Source organism: Orrella marina, assembly GCF_003058465.1.
GTDB lineage: Bacteria > Pseudomonadota > Gammaproteobacteria > Burkholderiales > Burkholderiaceae_B > Algicoccus > Algicoccus marinus.
In genome coordinates this window covers 1,310,101-1,328,023 of sequence record NZ_CP028901.1, presented here as the reverse complement: position 1 = coordinate 1,328,023, position 17,923 = coordinate 1,310,101, and the positions used below count along the sequence as shown (strand labels likewise).

Genomic DNA, 17,923 nt, shown 5'->3' with positions numbered 1-17,923 from the left:
GGGCGATCAGTGGACGTTGCGCCGGTCACGAGCTTTGATCGTCCTGTCGGCGCACGGCCAGCACAGGCTGTCCAGGTAGCATGCCAGCAAAATGGGTTGATGAATGAAATTTGGATTTGAACTCTGGGTTGGAGCCCGGTATGCAGGGCTTGCGAGGCTTGCATCAAGACGGTCCGGCAAACGTGCTGGTCCTTCGGGAGGCTCTGCGGGCGGCTCAGGCAAGGACCGGTTTGTGTCGTTTGTCGCGATGATGTCGATGGCCGGTATTGCACTTGGGGTCGCTGCGCTCATCATTGTGCTGTCGGTCATGAACGGTTTTCAGAAGGACGTTCGCGATCGCATGCTGTCTGTCCTGCCGCACATCGAATTGTTCGTTCCTGGTCAGATGCCTGAAGCGGTACTCGGTCGGTTTGAGGAGCTTGCTGAGCGGGCAGGCGATCATCCGGAAGTGGTGGCGGGTGCGCCATTCGTGGCAGCGCCGGCGATTGTGATGCGTGGACAGGTGCTAAGAGGGGTCCAGGTACGGGGTATTGATGCCCAGACAGAGAAGTCAGTGTCTGAACTGGACTCCCAGATGGTGTCCGGTTCACTTGAAGGTCTGGTGCCAGGCGAGTTCGGTCTGATTCTTGGGCAGACGCTGGCACAGATTCTGGGCGTTGGGGTGGGTGACACGATCATGGTGCTGGCCCCTCAAGGAAGCGTCAGTCCGGCCGGGTTCTCCCCCAGGATGCGCCAGTTTACAGTGGCGGGTCTGTACCGGTCAGGTCACTATGAGTATGACAGCTCACTGGTGTTCGCACAGGCTCAGGATGCTGCCCGTCTGTTTCGCGACACGGGTTCTGCCGGGGTGCGTCTGAAAGTCCAGAATATGTACGAGGCGATGAGAGTTGCCAGCGAGTTGCAGCAGATGATGCCGTCTGATGTATTCGTAGCGGACTGGTCACGAAACAATCGCACCTGGTTTGCCGCAGTCCAGACAGAAAAGCGCATGATGTTCATTATTCTGGCTCTCATTGTCGCCGTCGCCGCCTTTAACCTGCTGTCATCACAGGTCATGGCGGTCAAGGATAAACAGGCTGACATCGCGATTTTGAGGAGTTTCGGGGCAACACCAGGCAAGATTGCAAGAATTTTCCTGATTCAGGGGGCGTTGGTCGGTGCGATCGGAACCCTGCTTGGAGTGGGTGCGGGTTGCCTGATCGCCTACAACGTGGATGTCATCGTGCCAGCCCTGGAGCAGTTTTTTGGTGTTCAGTTCCTGCCACAAGAGATCTACTTCATTTCGTCCCTGCCGTCTGATCCCAGGCTCGATGACATTGTGACTATCGGGATCACCTCGCTCGTGCTTTCTTTGCTGGCGACACTCTATCCGAGCTGGCGCGCATCCCGGGTCGAACCCGCACAGGTGCTCCGACATGACTGATATCATGCATCAAACTTCAACACCCTCAAACGACGGTCGGATTGTTCTCGAAGCGCGTGACCTGGGCCGGCACTATGACGATGGTGAACAGCGCATAGACGTGCTCAGACATGTCAGCCTGAGTGTTCATGCAGGGCAGCTGGTGGCTATTGTCGGTGCATCCGGTTCTGGCAAAAGCACGTTGCTTCACTGTCTGGGTTTGCTTGACAGGCCTGACTCGGGGGAGGTGCTCGTGTGCGGGCAGTCAACCAGGTCGATGACTGAGTCGGACCGCAGTCGTCTGCGCAATGAGCGCCTGGGCTTTGTATACCAGTTTCACCATCTGCTACGTGAGTTCAGCGCTCTCGACAACATCGCCATGCCACTGGTTGTGCGAGGAACTTCCCTGCGCCAGGCCAGAGAATGTGCCGGGCCGCTATTGGAACGGATGGGTCTGGCTGCGCGTGCAGGGCATTTTCCGGGGCAGCTCTCCGGTGGTGAAAGACAGCGAGTGGCGCTGGCCCGGGCACTGGTTGCCTCGCCAGACTGTGTCCTGGCTGATGAGCCAACGGGTAATCTGGATCGACGCACGGCCTTTCAGATGTTTGATCTGATCGAGTCGGTCAAGCGGGATCAGTCAGTGGCTGTTGTCGTGGTGACCCACGACCTGGAACTTGCCGCCAGAGCTGACCGGGTGCTGAACATGGGTGATGGTGTGCTCAAAGAACTCGATACCGCATCAGTCGTGACCCGCACAGCAGAGATCCAGTCCAAAATGCCAACCGGTGGAAGCAATTGATGGATACGGCCTGATTGCCTTAGCTGCTGCGATCCGGGGGCGAGGCAATCAGCCAGGGCGCTCGATCGGAAGCGATCACCCGGGAACAGGGCCGGATAGCAAAGCCAGCCCGACCGATAGTGCATTGAAGGCACAGCGAATTGAGGATGCGCGATGGAAAGGGAGTACGAGGCTCATCTATACGACACGCACTGTCATCTGGACGCGAGTGAGTTTGATCTCGACCGCGATCGCGTGATTGAACGGGCACGACACGCCGGGGTGCGCGCCATCTTGATTCCCGCCGTTGAAGTTGACAATTTTGAGCGGGTTCGCGATCTGGCACATGGCTTGCCTGAAGGTTTCTACGCAATTGGCATTCATCCAATGTATGTAGACCGGGCGCGAGACGACGATCTCGAGCGGGTGCGTGCATTTGTTGCTGATCACCTCGATGATCCGAAGCTGGTGGCGATCGGAGAAATCGGGCTGGATTTTTTTGTTCAGGCAATCGCAAGCGGTGCTGCCCGGAATCGGCAGATTTTCTTTTATCGTCAACAACTCGAGTTCGCCAGGCAGGTGTCGCTTCCTGTCTTGTTACATGTTCGAAAGTCGCAGGACGAGTTGCTCAAGTGGTTGCGTCGTGAAGGGTCGCCAGGTGGCATTGCCCATGCGTTTAACGGCAGTCATCAGCAGGCACAGCAGTTTATTGAACAGGGGTTTGCGCTGGGCATCGGTGGAGCGATGACGTTTACGCGTGCTCTCCAGATCCGTCGACTGGCCCGTGAATTCGATCTCTCGCATCTGGTGCTTGAAACCGACGCGCCCGATATGTCTCCAGCATGGCTCGCGCGGAGCCAGAGAAATGAACCTGCCGAAGTCGCTGAGATCGCCAGGGCGCTCGCTGCGCTCAGAGATTGCGATGTCGAGACGGTACTCGAAAAAACATCCGCTACTGCCAGACGGGTTGTGAGGCGGCTGTCCTTGATGGGCTCGGCCCTCTGAAACTGCCCGACGCAAATGACAGCATGGCAGTCTGCGACGGGTTGGCTGACTGCTCACTTGGCGTTGCCTTATGGTGTGCTGTCATTCTTACGCCTTGTCGGGTTGGGATTGCCCGCGGCGATCGACTGCCTGGCCTGTTCGACAATTGCCTGTAGCCATTCCCATACGCTGATGGCTACCTGCGATATGCGTCCGGTGTTGCCGTCCAGTAGAAAAACAGCTGAATCACGGCGCTTCATGGGTGCTGGCGGTGGTTTCAGAATGAACCAGTAATGGCCGCGTTCGTTTACCCCCACGAACAGCGCCCGATCGGGTACGGGATCGCCGTCCTTGCACTCCCATTTACTCGCAACCAGGCGTCCAAGCGCATTGATCCGCTCAAGTTGATCGGCGTATATCAACATCTTGATGTCATTGACGAGCCGGCCAGCATCATGTCCGATAATCGACAGCACCTGCAAATAGCTTTGCGGCATCGCACCCCAGGTTGCGATCAAGTCGCTTGACTCTTCGTCTGACAGCCCGCGAATCGTATCGGGGTGTGCGATACCGCTGGTTTCGAGGGTATGAGCCAGATTGCCGTATCCAAGCCAGATCGACCGGTATCGTGCATGCCACTCCCGTGCGCGTATGGGTGGCGGCCAGCTAGGTGCGCTTTGACCATGCCTGGATTGATTCAATACGGCGGATTCATGAACCTGCAGATCCTGGTTCAGTTTTTGCCAGACAGTCTCATCATATCGGTAGTACGGGTAGGCCTGACCGATGGCGATCTCCATGTAGTTGATTGGAATGCCATATGTGATCAGGTAGACAATGCGCAACGCGGCCGCGTAGGGGCCAGGATCGGTCTTCGCCCAGGCACGATCCTGAATCCAGTCGTACGGCGCACTCCAGAGCGCAATGCCGAAATGTGCTTCGCAGTACCCGTCCCAATAGTTTGACTGGTCGTAACCATCAGGCGTAATGCCGGCGAGTGGACCCAGTGCCAGCGCGACCAGTTCGGCACGCGTATCCGTACCCGTACCCATTGACGCTGTGTTGTCTGGTGCCGCGCTGTCCGATGGCGCAATCTTCCTTGGAGCCACCAGCAGCGCTTGCGTCACTTCGCCGGGTTTTAGCGACAGGCTCAGCATGTCGCCAATGTCACTTCGGAACCGGCCGCAAGACTCGATGGTCTGGCTGTTTCGGGCCAGATATCTGGCCAGCGTCATCAAATTCCCGGATTGCTCGCCGCTGATATCCAGCGGGTAGTGGACATATCGCATGTAAGGATCTGAATGATTGAAACGGGTCATCGTCGGCAATGGTCTGATGTATCGAGCTACAAGTCATATCGATCACGGTTCGGGTCGGGTGGCGCGCAGTTACCGGACCCTCAACAATCTGGCAGCGGGGCTTGCTTTGAGTGTATCCGCAAGCCTGTACTGCAGGGGTGCATCGATTCTTTCATGATACCGCCGCACGATCTGCCAGGACATTTGCGCACATTGCGTATGGTTCTGGATGCCGTCTGGAACAAAAATTTCAGGCTAAGGGTTTTCGGTAAATGGTGAGCAATGAGATTTGACTGGCTGGCTCTGGCCTGGTTGGCAGGCCTGACGCTGGCCCAGCGTCAGGCTGTGCTTTTGAGCAAGTCTATTCTGATGATGCTGGGGACGACTGCTCTGCTGATTGCATCACTCGGTGTATGGCACTTGAGCAAATCGGGTGCAAACAGACTTCGTTCTGAAAGAAATCAGACCAGTCAATGGGGGAGTGTCGGTCTATGGATTGATCACCAGTGCGTCAATGTTCTGGCAGTTGTGTTCTTGCTCATGACCGCCGCCGTACTGGGGTTCGTCTGGGCCAGTGGAGCCGCACACTTCAGAATGCAATCCCGGTTTCCCGCCGAACTCGAGAACACCGAGCATCTGTTGCGTTTCGAAGTGACAGGGCTTCCCGTGCAGTCAGGTTCTGCCATGGGCACCTCGGTACGGGTGGCGATCAGGATTCTGGAAAAAGAGTCTGACCCGACCACAAAACATCAGTTTTCTGCTGAAGCGATTCCTGAAGGCGCTCTGCAAGGGGTCATGCTGAACTGGCCCGGCGCATGTGTCCGTGACTGCGGTCTCATCATTGTGCCCGGGCAGCGATGGCAGGCCCGTTTGCGGCTTCGGATGCCACATGGACCATTGAACGAGTCGGGTCTGGATTCGGAAGCTCGCATGCTGCAACAAGGCGTACGCGTCATGGCGCAGGTTCGTGGTCAAGCAAGTTATCTCGGAGATAGCGAGGAGTTCAGCCTTCAGGTGCAACTGGCGCGATGGCGTCAGCGGATTGCAAATCGCATGATGCTAGCCATGTCCGGCGGTGAGTTTGCAGGGGTGCTGGTTGCCTTGTCGATCGGCGATCAACAGGGCATCACCCCTGCGCAGTGGGACTGGTTCTCGCGCACGGGTATGTCGCATCTGGTCGCCATCAGTGGTACACACGTGTCGCTATTGGCTTCGCTTGTGGGGTTGCTGACCTGCATGGCGACCAGAAAAGTTTGCTGGCGGACCAGATTAGCAGGTCATGGATGGGTTCAGTGCCCCTCAAGCAGCATTGCATTGCGTGTAGTGTTTGCCATTGCCGGTACCCTGAGTGCATTGATCTATTGCTTGTTCGCAGGGTGGGGTATCCCGGCGCAGCGGACCTTTTATATGCTGGCCTGCGCGGGGCTGGCCGTGGTCGCCCGCTGGCGCTTGTCAGCGCGCGATGGGCTTGCGCTGGCACTGGTGATTCTGACAGCCATCGATCCGTGGTCGGTGTTGACTGGCGGACTCTGGCTTTCATTTTCTGCTGTGGCGACTTTGATGATCTTCACCAGGAGTCAGGCTGACGCTGTGGCTGCGGCGACGGCTCTCCGTGGCGGTGAACTGTACGACGCTGGGCAGTCTCGTGATTATCAGGGTCACGCTGGTCAGGTTGCGGGTTGGCAGGCGGACTGGCGTGAGCGCCTGTCAGGCCATGTGAACACAGCCTGGCTGGCGATGAAACAATGGCGCTACTGGTCGTATTTCAGAACCGCTCTGGGTCTGCAATTGATTGTCACGCTGGCCACGCTACCCTGGGTGGCTGCCCAGTTCAACGGCATCAGTCTGGTCAGCCTGCCTGCCAATCTCTGGGCGGTTCCCTGGGTCAGTCTTGCGCTCACACCGGCTGCACTCATGCTGGCAATGCTGGCCGGGCTTGGACTGCCTCAACCGTTACTGCTGGCGCTGGCCTTGCCGGTGCATGGGTTGGCGTGGGTGGCCTTGGCACCAACCCAGTGGCTGGCACAGTGGCCAGGGGCGGTTATGGAAGTGGCCAGAGCGCCTGGCTGGCTGGTGGCACTGAGTCTCGCAGGCGTACTGATTGCATTGACGGCGCCGCCCTTCAGGGGACGCTGGCTTGCCTGGGCATTGATGCTGCCGCAGTTGGCATGGACACCAGACGGACCGGTTGCCGGGGGCTGGAGGCTGCACGCATTTGATGTAGGGCAGGGCAGTGCCCTTCTGGTTCAGACCAGCAACCACACTGTCTTGTTCGATACCGGTTGGCGTCATGGTCATAGTGATGCCGTCAGGAGAATGGTTTTGCCAGAACTGAAGGCATTGGGCGTTCGCTTCATTGATGATGTGGTCATCTCGCATCCTGATCTGGATCATGTGGGCGGCCTGGACACCTTGCTGCAGTCCCGGCAGGTCGGGCAGTTGCGAGGCTCCGGGCTGGCTCCAAGATCGTATGTCGCATGTCAGGCAGGCCAGCGCTGGGAGTACGATGGGGTCGAATTCAGCTTTGTAGCGCCCACCGGCAACTGCTCAAGCTCGATGCTTGAGGGGCTGGAGCGCAACCGCTGCAGTTGTGTCTTGCTGGTCAAAGGGGTCTGGCACCGGGCATTGCTTCCTGGCGACATTGATGGGCAGGTCGAGCGCTCCATTCTGGGACTGGGCGTCGACTCCGACGCGAAAGCGTCAGGCACGTCAAGCAAGAGATCTCAAAGGAATCGACCGGCGAAGCGTTCCAGACGACGCGTAAAGCAGAAGTTCAGGCAGGAACAGGAACTGGCGGGGTTGCCGTCAGAGCAGCCATCAGCACTACCATCAGAAGAACGTACGAGTTCGCGTTCAGACCGGCAACCGGAAAGCAGTAGCCATGCTCGGTCGAGGCGGGCGTCTGCGACTGGATTGAACAAGGGAGCAAACAAGGGAGCAAACAAGGGAGCAAACAAGGGAGCAAACAAGGGAGCAAACAAGGGATCGAAGAAAGAGTCGAAGCGCCGATCAAAGGCTCAGTCAAAGAGCAGGACCCGGCCAGACACCGAGGCAAGACAGATCAATGGCTCGTTCGTGGCACGTCCTCTCTTAGAGCCCTCATCCGTAGCGATTGCCGATCCAGCGCTGTCCCGCACACCGGTAGACTGGTTGCCAGTTGATGTGGTGCTGATGGCCCACCATGGCTCGATATCCAGTTCTGTACCAGCCTGGGTCAAGGCGCTGGCGCCTGCGCATGCGATTGCGCAGGCAGGTCGTCACAATCAGTTTGGCCACCCCCACCCCAAGGTGATCGCCCGCTGGTGCGAACAAGGAGCCCGGGTCTGGTCTTCGCCAGAACATGGGAGCGTAAGGGTCGAGTCTGGCCCAGACGGACTCCATGTGGTTTATGCCCGGGCGTTAAGACGTCGCTACTGGCATAACGCGCTCCCCAGGCTCAGATGCTCTGACCCGCAGGGTCATCCCGACGAACAAGGCAGACATGCCAGCCATGCCGGACCATGACTGGCCAGTCGATGCTGAGCCAGCGTGGTCTGTAGCGCTCGCAGGTGAGTCTATCCACTAAAATGGATAACACCCAACACAAGGAGAAGACATGAGCTCGCCACGAGTCGAATCGATTGCATGCACCAGTCCGGCTGGTATCCACAAGATGGCGTACTACGACTGGGGTGATCCCGATAATCGCGATGTGCTGCTTTGCGTTCACGGTCTGACGCGTAACGGGCGGGATTTCGACATGGTGGCTCAGCGCCTGTCAAAGCGATACCGTGTGATCTGCCCCGACATTGTGGGTCGCGGTCTGTCTGACTGGCTACCCAATCCGGCCGGCTACCAGGTCCCTCAGTATGCATCCGATATTCTGACTTTACTGGCCCGGTTGCAGCCAGCATCGCTGACCTGGCTGGGTACGTCGATGGGTGGATTGATCGCCATGGTCTATTGCGGTCTGGTTGCCAAGGCCCGGCGTGGCAAGGCGCCTATGCCACCGGCGCGACTGAGTGTTTCCATTCCGGACCCGATCGTGCCAATCAGCCGTCTGATCCTGAACGATGTCGGTCCCCGTGTGGAGCCGGAGTCGTTGCTGCGTATTGGTTCATACCTGTCGGAAATCAAGGAATTTGATTCGTACGCCAGTGCAGTGGCCTATATTCGTGAGGCATCGGCTTCGTTCGGTCTGCAGACCGACGAGCAGTGGGACATGTTTGCACGCCATTATTTTGTGGAAAAGGACGGCAAGTGGATCAAGCATTACGATCCGTCGATCGCAGGTGGATTTACTGGCATGACGCCAGAATCCATGGCAAAGGGCGAGCAGTACCTCTGGGGGTGTTCGAGGGAATCAGTGTGCCTACCCTGGTCTTGCATGGTGATCAGTCTGATCTGCTGTCCGTATCTTCAGTCGAGCGTATGCTGGCCTGCAATCCGAATGCCAGCTCGGTCGACGTTGCCGGAGTGGGGCACGCACCTAGTCTGATGATCGATCACGAGATCGACCTGGTCGAGGAGTTCCTCTCAAAATGATGTAACGGCGTGATGCGGTGGCGGGTCGGGTGTTCTTTGGTCGATGCTCCCTTCCGGGAACCGATCTTGCCCGACCATTTCTTGCTCGACCGACTGTTTCTGAGTGCGTATTAAAGATTTCAAGGAGTCTGTGTGTATCAGTGTGTTGACCTGCATTGTCATTCCCGGGTGTCAGACGGTGTTCTGGAGCCAGACGAGCTTGCTCGTCGCGCTGCGGCCAACGGGGTTGATCTCTGGTCACTCACTGATCACGATGAGGTGAGTGGTGTTGCACGGGCCCGGGAAGTGTCCCGTGAACTCGGCATGACGTTTGTCGCGGGAGTCGAAATTTCGGTCACCTGGTCGAACCGGACTGTGCACATTGTCGGCCTGGACATTGACGAGACTCATCCTGTACTGCTTGAAGGGCTGGCGCAGACCCGCTCCGGCCGGATCGAACGCGGGCGCCAGATGGGCGAGAAGCTCCATGCGATGGGCATGCCCGGAGCGTTTGAAGGCGCGCTTGCCCTGGCGGGTCAGGATCAGTTGCTTAGCCGCACACACTTCGCTCGCTATCTGGTTCAGAAAGGGTATGTGAATTCGATGCAGACCGTATTTGACCGCTATCTCGGTGATGATGGTGTCGCTCACGTTCCGGCACGCTGGGCGGACCTGGGTCAGGCGGTCGAATGGATTGTTCAGGCTGGCGGCGTGGCGGTTCTTGCGCATCCTGGCCGCTACAAGTACAGCGATCTGCAGTTTGACTCGCTCTTTAGATCATTCAAAGGCTACGGTGGCCTGGCGATTGAGGTTCACACAGGAAGTCACCAGCCACATCAGTATGATCAGTACGCACGGATCGCCCGGCAGTACGGGTTTCTTGCTTCATGTGGATCGGATTTTCATGGGCCGCAGGAAAGTCGCTGTGATCTGGGTGCCGTTCCTGCGTTGCCATCGGACCTGGAGCCCGTCTGGCAGGCACTCAGCCTTTCGGTGCGCTAGCCAGGCTTGTTCCTGGTCCTGACTGAAGTGCGAGTGCAAGCCGCAGAGACTGTTGTTAATCAGGTCTGATTCGTTAGCCTTTGAGCTCCTTTGTTTTGGTTGAGCACGCCATGAGTGATGTCACCCCTCCAAAAAACTACATCACCCGCCAAGGTTACGATAGGCTGCGGGCTGAGTTGGTTCACCTTATGAAAGTCGAGCGTCCCGAGGTTGTGCAGACCGTTTCCTGGGCAGCCGCTAATGGTGACCGCTCAGAGAATGGTGACTATATCTACGGCAAACGCCGATTGCGCGAGATTGACCGCAGGATGCGATTTTTAACCAAGCGACTCGAGATTGCCGAGGTGATCGATGTGGGTGCGCAGCCGCATCAGGACCAGGTGTTTTTCGGGGCAACTGTCCAGTACCTGGATCCCGATGAGGAACTCGTCACCGTGACCATTGTGGGCGTCGATGAAGCTGATCCGCTCAATGGCCTGATCAGCTGGATATCGCCAGTGGCCAGAGCGCTTCTGAAATCACGCGAAGGCGATAGTGTCACCTTGCAGACACCGGCAGGACCACAGACGCTCGAGATCGTCGACGTGACGTACGGTTCAGGTGTCTGATTTTGTCCGCAGCGGGGCCACTCGGCGCTATAGTTTCAGTCTAAGGATTTTTCGGAGTTTGCCATGAATGCCGTCGTGATGGATGAAGGGGAAAAGAGCGTATTTGACACGCAACGTTTGCTGACAGAAGTGAGTCGTGAGTGGGATGAGGATCTGGTCAAACAGATCAGCGAGTACATCGAGATTCCGGCCAAATCACCCATGTTTGATGCCCAGTGGGCCAGGAATGGTTACCTGCATCAGGTAGCAAGGCGAGCCGCGGACTGGGTTCAGGCCCAGAAAGTGCCGGGACTGACGCTCGAACTGGTGGAACTGCCAGGACGTACGCCAGTGCTCTTTTTTGATGTGGCTGCCACGCGCGCCCAGTCAAGCCAGACTGTGCTGATGTATGGACACCTGGACAAGCAGCCCGAGTTCGACGGTTGGCGCTCGGATCTGGGGCCGTGGCAACCCAAGTACGTCGACGGACTGTTGTACGGACGTGGAGGAGCCGATGATGGTTATGCCGTCTACGCTGCGATCACGGCAATTCAGGCGCTCAAGAGCCAGAACGTGCCGCATCCAAGAATTGTCGGGCTGATTGAAACGTCGGAGGAGAGCGGGTCGGTGGATCTGTTGCCTTACGTCGATTTGCTCAAGCCCAGGATGGGGGACGTGGGACTGGTCGTTTGTCTGGATAGTGGTGCGGGCAATTACGACCAGTTGTGGTTGACGACCAGTCTGCGAGGCATGGTCGCCGGTGTTCTCAAGGTCGAGATCCTGACTGAAGGCATTCACTCCGGTGATGCGTCTGGCCTGGTTCCGTCGAGCTTCCGTATCCTGCGTCATGTGCTGGATCGACTCGAAGACAGTGCCACTGGACGGTTGCTTCCCGAGATTTTTTATTGCGAAACCCCTGAACTCCGTCGCAAGCAAGCCGAGGTCACGGCCGGGATTCTGGGTGACACGCTTTTCAAGCGATTTCCTTGGGCACACCATGACTGTGGCGGGTCATCACTCTTTGCGCTTCCCACGACGCTTGATCCGGTCGAGGCCTTGCTCAAGCGAACCTGGGAGCCGACCCTTAGTGTGACCGGAGCAGACGGATTTCCGTCGCTGCAGAATGCTGGCAATGTGCTCAGGCCCTATACCGCGTTCAAGCTCAGTCTGCGCATGCCACCGCTGGTGGACGCGGCGGCGGCCGTCCAGACGCTGAAGAAATTGCTGGAGGACAATGCGCCTTACCAGGCCAGGGTGACATTCGAGCCGCAAGGTGCTGCCAACGGCTGGCATGCACCCGAAACTGCCCCATGGTTCGATGACGCACTCAACGAAGCCAGCCAGTCCTGTTTCGGACACCCCGTTGGCTATATCGGACAAGGTGGAACCATTCCGTTGATGAACCTGCTGAGCAAGGGCTTCCCGACCTCGCAGATGATGGTTTGTGGCGTACTGGGGCCGAAGTCCAATGCGCACGGTCCGAACGAATTTCTGCACGTACCTTTTGCCAAGCGTTTGACGGCATCGGTTGCAAAAGTCATCGCTGCCATGCCTTGAACGGGATTTGATCCTTGTGATGTGCTCGCTCTGACCTGAACAGTCAGGGCGATGCTCACCTCTGATCCTGCCTGCACCTTGCCAGTTCAATCATTTTTTACCTCGTTCAGAAAGGGTGCTCTGCCGTGTCGAATGTCTCTGACCCGAGTGTGCGCGTTACAATTCGACCAGACGCCTGCCCGAAGCCGATTTGACAGACACTTCTGCGATCGGCTCATCGCTGCTGCCATTCCTGCTGTTGCGCATGTGGTACGCCATTCGCTTTAACCATGTCTTGATTCTTTGCGTGCCCGCACATGCATATGCGAACATGGATATGCGGGTAGTCTGATCGCTGCGGCCCTGTCAAAGAAGCCGGGAGCCGTAATGGTTAACTGATTGGCCGCCAGCCATCGGGTTCTGTTTTCACTGACCATATCGACTTTGTCAGGTGCGGCGCGTTCGTAAACGTTGCGCTCTCTTTTTTTGTTGCGACTTTTTTCATGAATCTATCTACTGTCCCGTCAGATCCCGCTTCGCACGTTACCCGTTCGGAGGCGTTGCCCGAGTTTGGTCATGCGCTCTGTGTCGCGCCGATGATTGATGTGACCGACCGGCATTGTCGTTTCTTTCATCGTCTGCTTGCTCCCAGAGCGGTCTTGTACTCAGAGATGACGACCACCGGCGCCTTGCGGTTTGGCGATCAAGGGCGTCATCTGAATTTCAACGAGTCCGAGCATCCTGTTGTTCTGCAGCTTGGTGGCAGTGAGCCCGATGAGCTCGCTTTCAGTGCGCGCCTTGGAGAAAAATGGGGGTATGACGAGATCAACCTTAATTGTGGTTGCCCATCCGAGCGTGTGCAGCGAGGTGCCTTTGGCGCCTGCCTGATGCGTGAGGCTTCGCTGGTGGCAGACTGCATACGGGCAATGCAGGATGCCGTGAGCGTGCCTGTCACGGTCAAACATCGGCTTGGCCTCGATGGCACGACCGATTACGGTTTTGTACAGGACTTTGTGGGCAAAGTGTACGACGCGGGCTGTCGGGTTTTTATCGTCCATGCCCGCCATGCCATCCTTGGCGGGTTATCCCCTAAAGAGAACCGGGAGATCCCACCGCTCCAGTACGACCTGGCGGCGCAGTTGAAAGTCGAGTTTCCCGATGCAAGATTTGTCCTCAATGGTGGACTGGCGAGCGTTGCGGATTGTCTGGCCGAAATGAAGCGCTTTGATGGTGTGATGCTGGGACGTGCCGCCTGGCACGACCCGGCGATTCTGGGGGAACTCTCCGTTGCATTGGGCCATTGTGAACAGGTCATGCCCGAGGAGGATGTGATCGCCGCGATGATTGACTATGCTGGTAGCCAGGTTGCTGTGGGTGTGCCGCTGCGAGTGGTCGTCAAGCCCCTGTTAGGATGGTTTCAAGGCAGGCGAGGTGCTCGTCAGTGGCGCCGCACACTTTCCGACAACACACTACTGAATCTGAATGACCCGTTGCTGATCGAAAGAGCCTGGACCGACCTGGTTGGACAAGCGAGGCCAGAGCCCGCCTGAGTCTCAATCAAATCAGGTCACTCCTGGCCGGTGCCGATCGTTCCTGAAGGCAGCCTGGCCTGGCGTGCACATCAATCCGCGAATTGCTCGAACGCCATCTGAGCTTCCGCCGCCGTCATCACAGATGGGCCGCCACCCATGTAGATGGCCACTTGCAACATCTCGTTGAATTCCTCTTGCGTGACACCCATTTTGCGGCAGGCTTGTGCGTGAAACGCTAGACATCCCTGGCACCGCATGGCGATGGCGATCGCCATCGCCATCAACTCCTTGTTTCTGGCGGTCAGCGCCCCATCGTGATGGGTGGCGCCAGCCATTTGCGCAAACCCTTTCATGGTGTGCGGAATGTCTGTCCTGAACTGCTTGAGTCTGGCGCTGATGTCTGAGGCGAGGGCTTTGTAATCTGACATGTTGAGTCCCGTGTGCGATAGGGTAGCTCTGTTCCTGTGTTCAATGCCTGGAACAGAAAGGCAGGATAAACAATATTTTTATTTATATAATGTTTATGCACAATCCGGGATGATCCAGATCAAACATTGTCCAGGCTTTGTCAGCGAAATCGCCCGGGTTGGCAGTGTAGAGGCTGTGTTGGTGCTGTCCGTCTTCAGGCAGATTTCGTTCGGTCAGAGAGTGTTTGTTTCCCGGTCAGCGTTCGTCAGCCGGCTCCATTCATGCTGCAGGCCTGATCAGTTGACAGGACGAGTTCAGTTCGTACCAGACCTTTTGCTGCCATCACCCAGGTGCCCGTTGCATCAGAGCTTCTGGCTACCAGGATGCCATAAAGTGGCATGGACGACTCTCCTGCAGGCAACATCTGCACGACACTATCGAAGATGGAATGTCCTTGCAAAGGTGCCTGACCCGACACGTCAGGTAAGTATCTGACGAAGAAATGATAGCCATTGATCTTCAACTCGGTGATGACGCCGGATTGATGCGCAAGTCTCTCGAGTCGTGTCCGATAGGACGGATCGAGTCGTCCGATATGAACGTGAAGTTGATGTTGCGAGCGACGATTGGCGGGCTGTATCAGCATGGCCAGTTCATCTGCCGGAATCTTTGGTTCAATCAAGGTCGTCGCGGCTTCGAAGGCGGCGTGCCAGTAGTTTTGTTCATCTCTGAGCTGCGCGTGTTCGATACCGATGACCGGATCGGTTGCCCATAGCAGAAACCAGCAGTTTCTTCTCAGGTCGAAAGGAAACCTCCAGGGCTTCTGATAGCGCAGACTGTGCTGGAGTGCGACGCCCCTTTGTGGGTCAATCAGGAACTCGCCTTGCTCCGTGGTGCACCGACCTGAGCGGCATTGAACAGTGTTCAGCGTGCGGTAGACCGCGCACTCCGGCGTCTTTGCATTGACGGGGTCTTCGCAAGTCTGGCATTCACGAGGGGCTCGATCAGCCAGATTGTTGGCGACAGGCGAATACCAGTGCTCATGCGCCGTACTGTCGCATCGCACTGTCTGGGCATGGACGTTCGGATGACTCCATAGCGCTGCGATGGCAACCAGCGCAATAACCATGGGACAGAATGTTCGCAACCATGATTGTGGTTGGCTACAGTATGTCCTGGCGTATCGGGAACTTGGCATGGAGCTGGCCTGAAGTCTGCTAACCAGGTGTCGCCAACAGAATCATCATCGCATCGTCGCCGGACGGATCAGGCCATCTTGCGCATTCTGATTTCCAGTTAGTTTCCTGACTACTGAGCTGCGTGATCAAATGAGTCAATCACGGTTTGGTATCCGGTCCTGGAATCCGGCCAGCGGAACTCGAAACCACTGTCAAGCAACTTGCGGTTCGAGAGTCGCTTTCTGCCCATCATGGCACTGGGGGCCGCTTCGGCTGGAGCCGGCGCGTTCAGGCGTTTTGCCAGATCGAGATACACCTCTCGCAAAGGCAGGGGGAAACAGTCGGTTCCGATAAAGGTCTCGCCACCTGGCGTCAGGTTCAGCAGGTGCAAAGCAGCGCGAGCGGCATCTTCAATATGGATCCGGTTGGCCCAGAAGTCGGAGCTTGCCGGCACGGTTGCCTGTCCGGCCATCAATCGTCTGAGCAAGTAAGTCCTGCCAGGTCCATAGATGCCGGAAAGTCGCAGAATCTGTGCTTCAGGAACCATTTTCCGACACAATATCTCCGCTTCGAGCATGATCTGTCCATTGAACCGACCAGGTTCAGTGGGAGACTTTTCATCCACCCATCCTTCAAGCGACTTGGCATATACCGCGGTCGAGGATACAAACACCATTTGCAGCGGCTGACTCGGTCTCGGGTGATGCTCGAGAATGTGTTCAAGTGGGCGTTTACCGATCGGGCCTCTGCCCGGACGGGGCGATTTCACCTTGGTGAGCAGGTTGCGCAATCCGTCGACGTAGATTGCCCGATACGCCTCGGGATCTGCCCCGTCAGCGCTGGCGCAGTACACAATGTGAGTGATGTCCTCGGGCAAGTTATCCAGACTATCAGGGTCACGCAGATCGGCCTTGATGGCCCGGATGCCGGGCGCGAGTTCAAGCTGATTGACTGACCGTCCAAGAGCCAGGACGGGACCGGGGATGTTGCCGGGCGTTTCAAAATACTCATGGGCAATCTGGCGACCAAGATCACCAAATCCTGCTATCAGCAGACTCATCTTCAGGTCTCCTGTTCAAATGCTGGAACAAAGAACCGGTCGCGAAGCGCAGGCAGGCCAACACGATCCAGAATCGCGTTCAGCCGTTCAGCAGCATGGGGCTGTGGCTTGCCCTTGCGCTCGGCCAGAATCAGTTCATTCTTCATGGCGTGCTCCCATCCCACTAGTTCAGTGACCCTGACCTGGTATCCATGCGCCTCAAGTTGCAGGCATCGAAGCGTATTGGTCAGATGGCTGCCAAACTCGCGTGTGTGTAGCGGGCGGCGCCAAAGTTCGGTCAGCGGATCAGGGTCATAGGGCCGCTTTGCCTGTCTGAGGAACCCCGCCACCTCTGCCTGACAGCATGGAACCAGTACGATAAATTTTGCCTGGTGGTGCAGCCCGAACCGAATCGCATCATCCGTCGCCGTGTCGCATGCGTGCAGCGCTGTCACTATGTCGACGGGATCGGGCACTTGTTCGCTGGTGATCGATTCTTGCGCTGTCAGCGCGAGAAACGACATCTGGTCAAATCCGGCCTCGCTGGCTAGCAACTGTGCCCGTTCGACCAGATCAGCCCTGCGTTCGATACCGATGACTCTGGCGTTTGGCGCCCTCTGGCGAACATAGAGATCAGTCAGGATGAAACCCAGGTAAGACTTGCCGGCACCATGATCAACTAGTGTCCAGTGCTCGCTATGCTCAGTCAGCTGGTCCAGTGAAGGGGCGAGGAGCTGGTACAGGTGGTTCACCTGTTTGAGTTTGCGGCGACTATCCTGATTCAGCTTGCCATCACGCGTCAGAATATGGAGTGCCTTCAGCAGTGCGATGGACTGTCCGGGGGCGAGCTCAGACAGATCGTCCGACCGGGAGCCGATCGAAACGTGAGCGGGTGATTTGCTGGGTTGGTTGTGAGGTCTCGCGTTCATGCACAAATTGTAAACCTGGCCTAAGGGAATGTGGGAGCGGTGAGTTGTGTCGTGTCGGCAGGAGCGATTGACCATTCTGACTCCGGATTGCCAGACAGATCTAGCCAGACACCGTGCCCGCTGTTTGGCCATTGCCGGGTCAGGTCGGTGATGGTGACCTGATGAGCCACCATCAGGTAAGGGCCTGCCTCTGGGCCGAGTGCCTGGATGAATGATCGTAATGCCTGATTTTGCTCATTCGCGTGGGCGCGATCGCGGAAGGTCGAGTTCAGGGAGGGCAAATCCTCGACTTCTACATCATGTCCTGCATCGCGTAATGTCTGGGCGATCAGTTCGGCGGTCTCCGTAGCGCGACACCATTGGCTTGTCCAGATACGGGTGGGAATGTAATCAGTTGCGAGTAATGCCTCGCCGATGGCGCGCGATTGTGCGCGTCCGGCATTATTCAAGTTGCGCTGGGTGGTGCAGTCTCCGAGACGAAACTGCGGCGGATCGCCAACACCCGGTGCGAGCGCGTGCCTCAGTAACAGCAGGGTGCCCCGGTTTGACGAATGCGGCGAAAGAGACTGGCTGCTCGTTGCGTGTACGATGCGAAGTGACGCAAGTGAGAGAAACAATCCCGCCAGAACTGTGATAGCTCCGGCCAGGAACAATCCTTTACGCAGTTTATGCGGGTGTACCATGATCGTTGAACCGTCCTCTCGACGGTGTGGCAGTGGACGCAGTGAATGCGGGTTGATCATCCTG

General features: G+C 57.2%; 16 protein-coding genes. 10 read left to right on the top strand and 6 right to left on the bottom strand.

Annotated elements, in window-relative coordinates; genetic code table 11:
• Positions 1-103: 103 nt before the first annotated feature.
• From DBV39_RS05910 to DBV39_RS05900, 3 genes are all read left to right on the top strand, one after another.
• Positions 104-1,423 carry a lipoprotein-releasing ABC transporter permease subunit gene (locus DBV39_RS05910; RefSeq protein ID WP_108620742.1) on the top strand — a complete coding sequence of 440 codons (1,320 nt, stop codon included), beginning with the start codon at positions 104-106 and terminating at the stop codon, positions 1,421-1,423.
• 4 nt (positions 1,424-1,427) lie between these two features.
• Positions 1,428-2,201, top strand: a complete 774-nt coding sequence (locus tag DBV39_RS05905) for an ABC transporter ATP-binding protein (protein WP_227870837.1) — start codon at positions 1,428-1,430, stop codon at positions 2,199-2,201.
• Positions 2,202-2,354: 153 nt separating this feature from the next.
• Positions 2,355-3,185, top strand: coding sequence for a TatD family hydrolase (locus tag DBV39_RS05900; RefSeq protein WP_108620740.1), 831 nt, complete (start codon positions 2,355-2,357; stop codon positions 3,183-3,185).
• A gap of 68 nt (positions 3,186-3,253) precedes the next feature.
• On the opposite strand, the gene DBV39_RS05895 is transcribed toward DBV39_RS05900, so the two are convergent.
• Positions 3,254-4,483, bottom strand: coding sequence for a hypothetical protein (locus DBV39_RS05895; RefSeq protein WP_108620739.1), 1,230 nt, complete (start codon positions 4,481-4,483; stop codon positions 3,254-3,256).
• Positions 4,484-4,744: 261 nt separating this feature from the next.
• Here DBV39_RS05895 and DBV39_RS05890 point away from each other — a divergent pair, with 261 nt between their 5' ends.
• From DBV39_RS05890 to dusA, 7 genes are all read left to right on the top strand, one after another.
• Positions 4,745-7,966: a ComEC/Rec2 family competence protein gene (locus DBV39_RS05890; protein WP_108620738.1), complete on the top strand. Its 3,222-nt coding sequence runs from the start codon at positions 4,745-4,747 to the stop codon at positions 7,964-7,966.
• A gap of 91 nt (positions 7,967-8,057) precedes the next feature.
• Positions 8,058-8,939 carry an alpha/beta hydrolase gene (locus DBV39_RS05885; RefSeq protein ID WP_322348749.1) on the top strand — a complete coding sequence of 294 codons (882 nt, stop codon included), beginning with the start codon at positions 8,058-8,060 and terminating at the stop codon, positions 8,937-8,939.
• 179 nt (positions 8,940-9,118) lie between these two features.
• Entirely contained in the window at positions 9,119-9,967 is an 849-nt protein-coding gene (locus tag DBV39_RS05880) for a PHP domain-containing protein (protein WP_108620737.1), read from the top strand.
• 110 nt (positions 9,968-10,077) lie between these two features.
• Positions 10,078-10,575 (top strand): transcription elongation factor GreB, encoded by a 498-nt coding sequence (gene greB / locus DBV39_RS05875; RefSeq protein ID WP_108620736.1) that lies wholly within the window; start codon positions 10,078-10,080, stop codon positions 10,573-10,575.
• Positions 10,576-10,638: 63 nt separating this feature from the next.
• Entirely contained in the window at positions 10,639-12,111 is a 1,473-nt protein-coding gene (locus DBV39_RS05870) for a M20 family metallopeptidase (protein WP_108620735.1), read from the top strand.
• A gap of 190 nt (positions 12,112-12,301) precedes the next feature.
• Positions 12,302-12,442: a hypothetical protein gene (locus DBV39_RS19440; protein WP_159078826.1), complete on the top strand. Its 141-nt coding sequence runs from the start codon at positions 12,302-12,304 to the stop codon at positions 12,440-12,442.
• Between the two features lie 244 nt (positions 12,443-12,686).
• Positions 12,687-13,640 carry a tRNA dihydrouridine(20/20a) synthase DusA gene (dusA, locus tag DBV39_RS05865; RefSeq protein WP_265416055.1) on the top strand — a complete coding sequence of 318 codons (954 nt, stop codon included), beginning with the start codon at positions 12,687-12,689 and terminating at the stop codon, positions 13,638-13,640.
• A 71-nt stretch (positions 13,641-13,711) separates the two neighbouring features.
• Here the strand turns inward: dusA and DBV39_RS05860 are convergent, their stop codons facing one another.
• From DBV39_RS05860 to DBV39_RS05840, 5 genes are all read right to left on the bottom strand, one after another.
• On the bottom strand, positions 13,712-14,050 hold the full coding sequence (locus tag DBV39_RS05860) for a carboxymuconolactone decarboxylase family protein (RefSeq protein ID WP_108620733.1): 339 nt from the start codon (positions 14,048-14,050) through the stop codon (positions 13,712-13,714).
• A gap of 245 nt (positions 14,051-14,295) precedes the next feature.
• Positions 14,296-15,159 (bottom strand): CDP-diacylglycerol diphosphatase, encoded by an 864-nt coding sequence (locus tag DBV39_RS05855; protein ID WP_159078825.1) that lies wholly within the window; start codon positions 15,157-15,159, stop codon positions 14,296-14,298.
• A gap of 179 nt (positions 15,160-15,338) precedes the next feature.
• Positions 15,339-16,268, bottom strand: coding sequence for an NAD-dependent epimerase/dehydratase family protein (locus tag DBV39_RS05850; RefSeq protein ID WP_108620731.1), 930 nt, complete (start codon positions 16,266-16,268; stop codon positions 15,339-15,341).
• A 2-nt stretch (positions 16,269-16,270) separates the two neighbouring features.
• Complete coding sequence (locus DBV39_RS05845; protein ID WP_108620730.1) at positions 16,271-17,176, bottom strand: class I SAM-dependent methyltransferase; 906 nt, start codon at positions 17,174-17,176, stop codon at positions 16,271-16,273.
• A gap of 20 nt (positions 17,177-17,196) precedes the next feature.
• Entirely contained in the window at positions 17,197-17,859 is a 663-nt protein-coding gene (locus tag DBV39_RS05840) for a SixA phosphatase family protein (RefSeq protein WP_108623129.1), read from the bottom strand.
• Positions 17,860-17,923 lie beyond the last annotated feature (64 nt).

What these genes read in the sequence shown, in the direction of transcription:
- greB (WP_108620736.1), top strand. Translation starts at nt 10,078, where the DNA reads ATGAGTGATGTCACCCCTCCAAAAAACTACATCACCCGCCAAGGTTAC.
- DBV39_RS05885 (WP_322348749.1), top strand. Translation starts at nt 8,058, where the DNA reads ATGAGCTCGCCACGAGTCGAATCGATTGCATGCACCAGTCCGGCTGGT.
- DBV39_RS05855 (WP_159078825.1), bottom strand. Translation starts at nt 15,159, where the DNA reads ATGGTTATTGCGCTGGTTGCCATCGCAGCGCTATGGAGTCATCCGAAC.
- DBV39_RS05910 (WP_108620742.1), top strand. Translation starts at nt 104, where the DNA reads ATGAAATTTGGATTTGAACTCTGGGTTGGAGCCCGGTATGCAGGGCTT.
- dusA (WP_265416055.1), top strand. Translation starts at nt 12,687, where the DNA reads ATGATTGATGTGACCGACCGGCATTGTCGTTTCTTTCATCGTCTGCTT.
- DBV39_RS05850 (WP_108620731.1), bottom strand. Translation starts at nt 16,268, where the DNA reads ATGAGTCTGCTGATAGCAGGATTTGGTGATCTTGGTCGCCAGATTGCC.
- DBV39_RS05870 (WP_108620735.1), top strand. Translation starts at nt 10,639, where the DNA reads ATGAATGCCGTCGTGATGGATGAAGGGGAAAAGAGCGTATTTGACACG.
- DBV39_RS05900 (WP_108620740.1), top strand. Translation starts at nt 2,355, where the DNA reads ATGGAAAGGGAGTACGAGGCTCATCTATACGACACGCACTGTCATCTG.
- DBV39_RS05845 (WP_108620730.1), bottom strand. Translation starts at nt 17,176, where the DNA reads ATGAACGCGAGACCTCACAACCAACCCAGCAAATCACCCGCTCACGTT.
- DBV39_RS05840 (WP_108623129.1), bottom strand. Translation starts at nt 17,859, where the DNA reads ATGGTACACCCGCATAAACTGCGTAAAGGATTGTTCCTGGCCGGAGCT.
- DBV39_RS05905 (WP_227870837.1), top strand. Translation starts at nt 1,428, where the DNA reads ATGCATCAAACTTCAACACCCTCAAACGACGGTCGGATTGTTCTCGAA.
- DBV39_RS05895 (WP_108620739.1), bottom strand. Translation starts at nt 4,483, where the DNA reads ATGACCCGTTTCAATCATTCAGATCCTTACATGCGATATGTCCACTAC.
- DBV39_RS05860 (WP_108620733.1), bottom strand. Translation starts at nt 14,050, where the DNA reads ATGTCAGATTACAAAGCCCTCGCCTCAGACATCAGCGCCAGACTCAAG.
- DBV39_RS05890 (WP_108620738.1), top strand. Translation starts at nt 4,745, where the DNA reads ATGAGATTTGACTGGCTGGCTCTGGCCTGGTTGGCAGGCCTGACGCTG.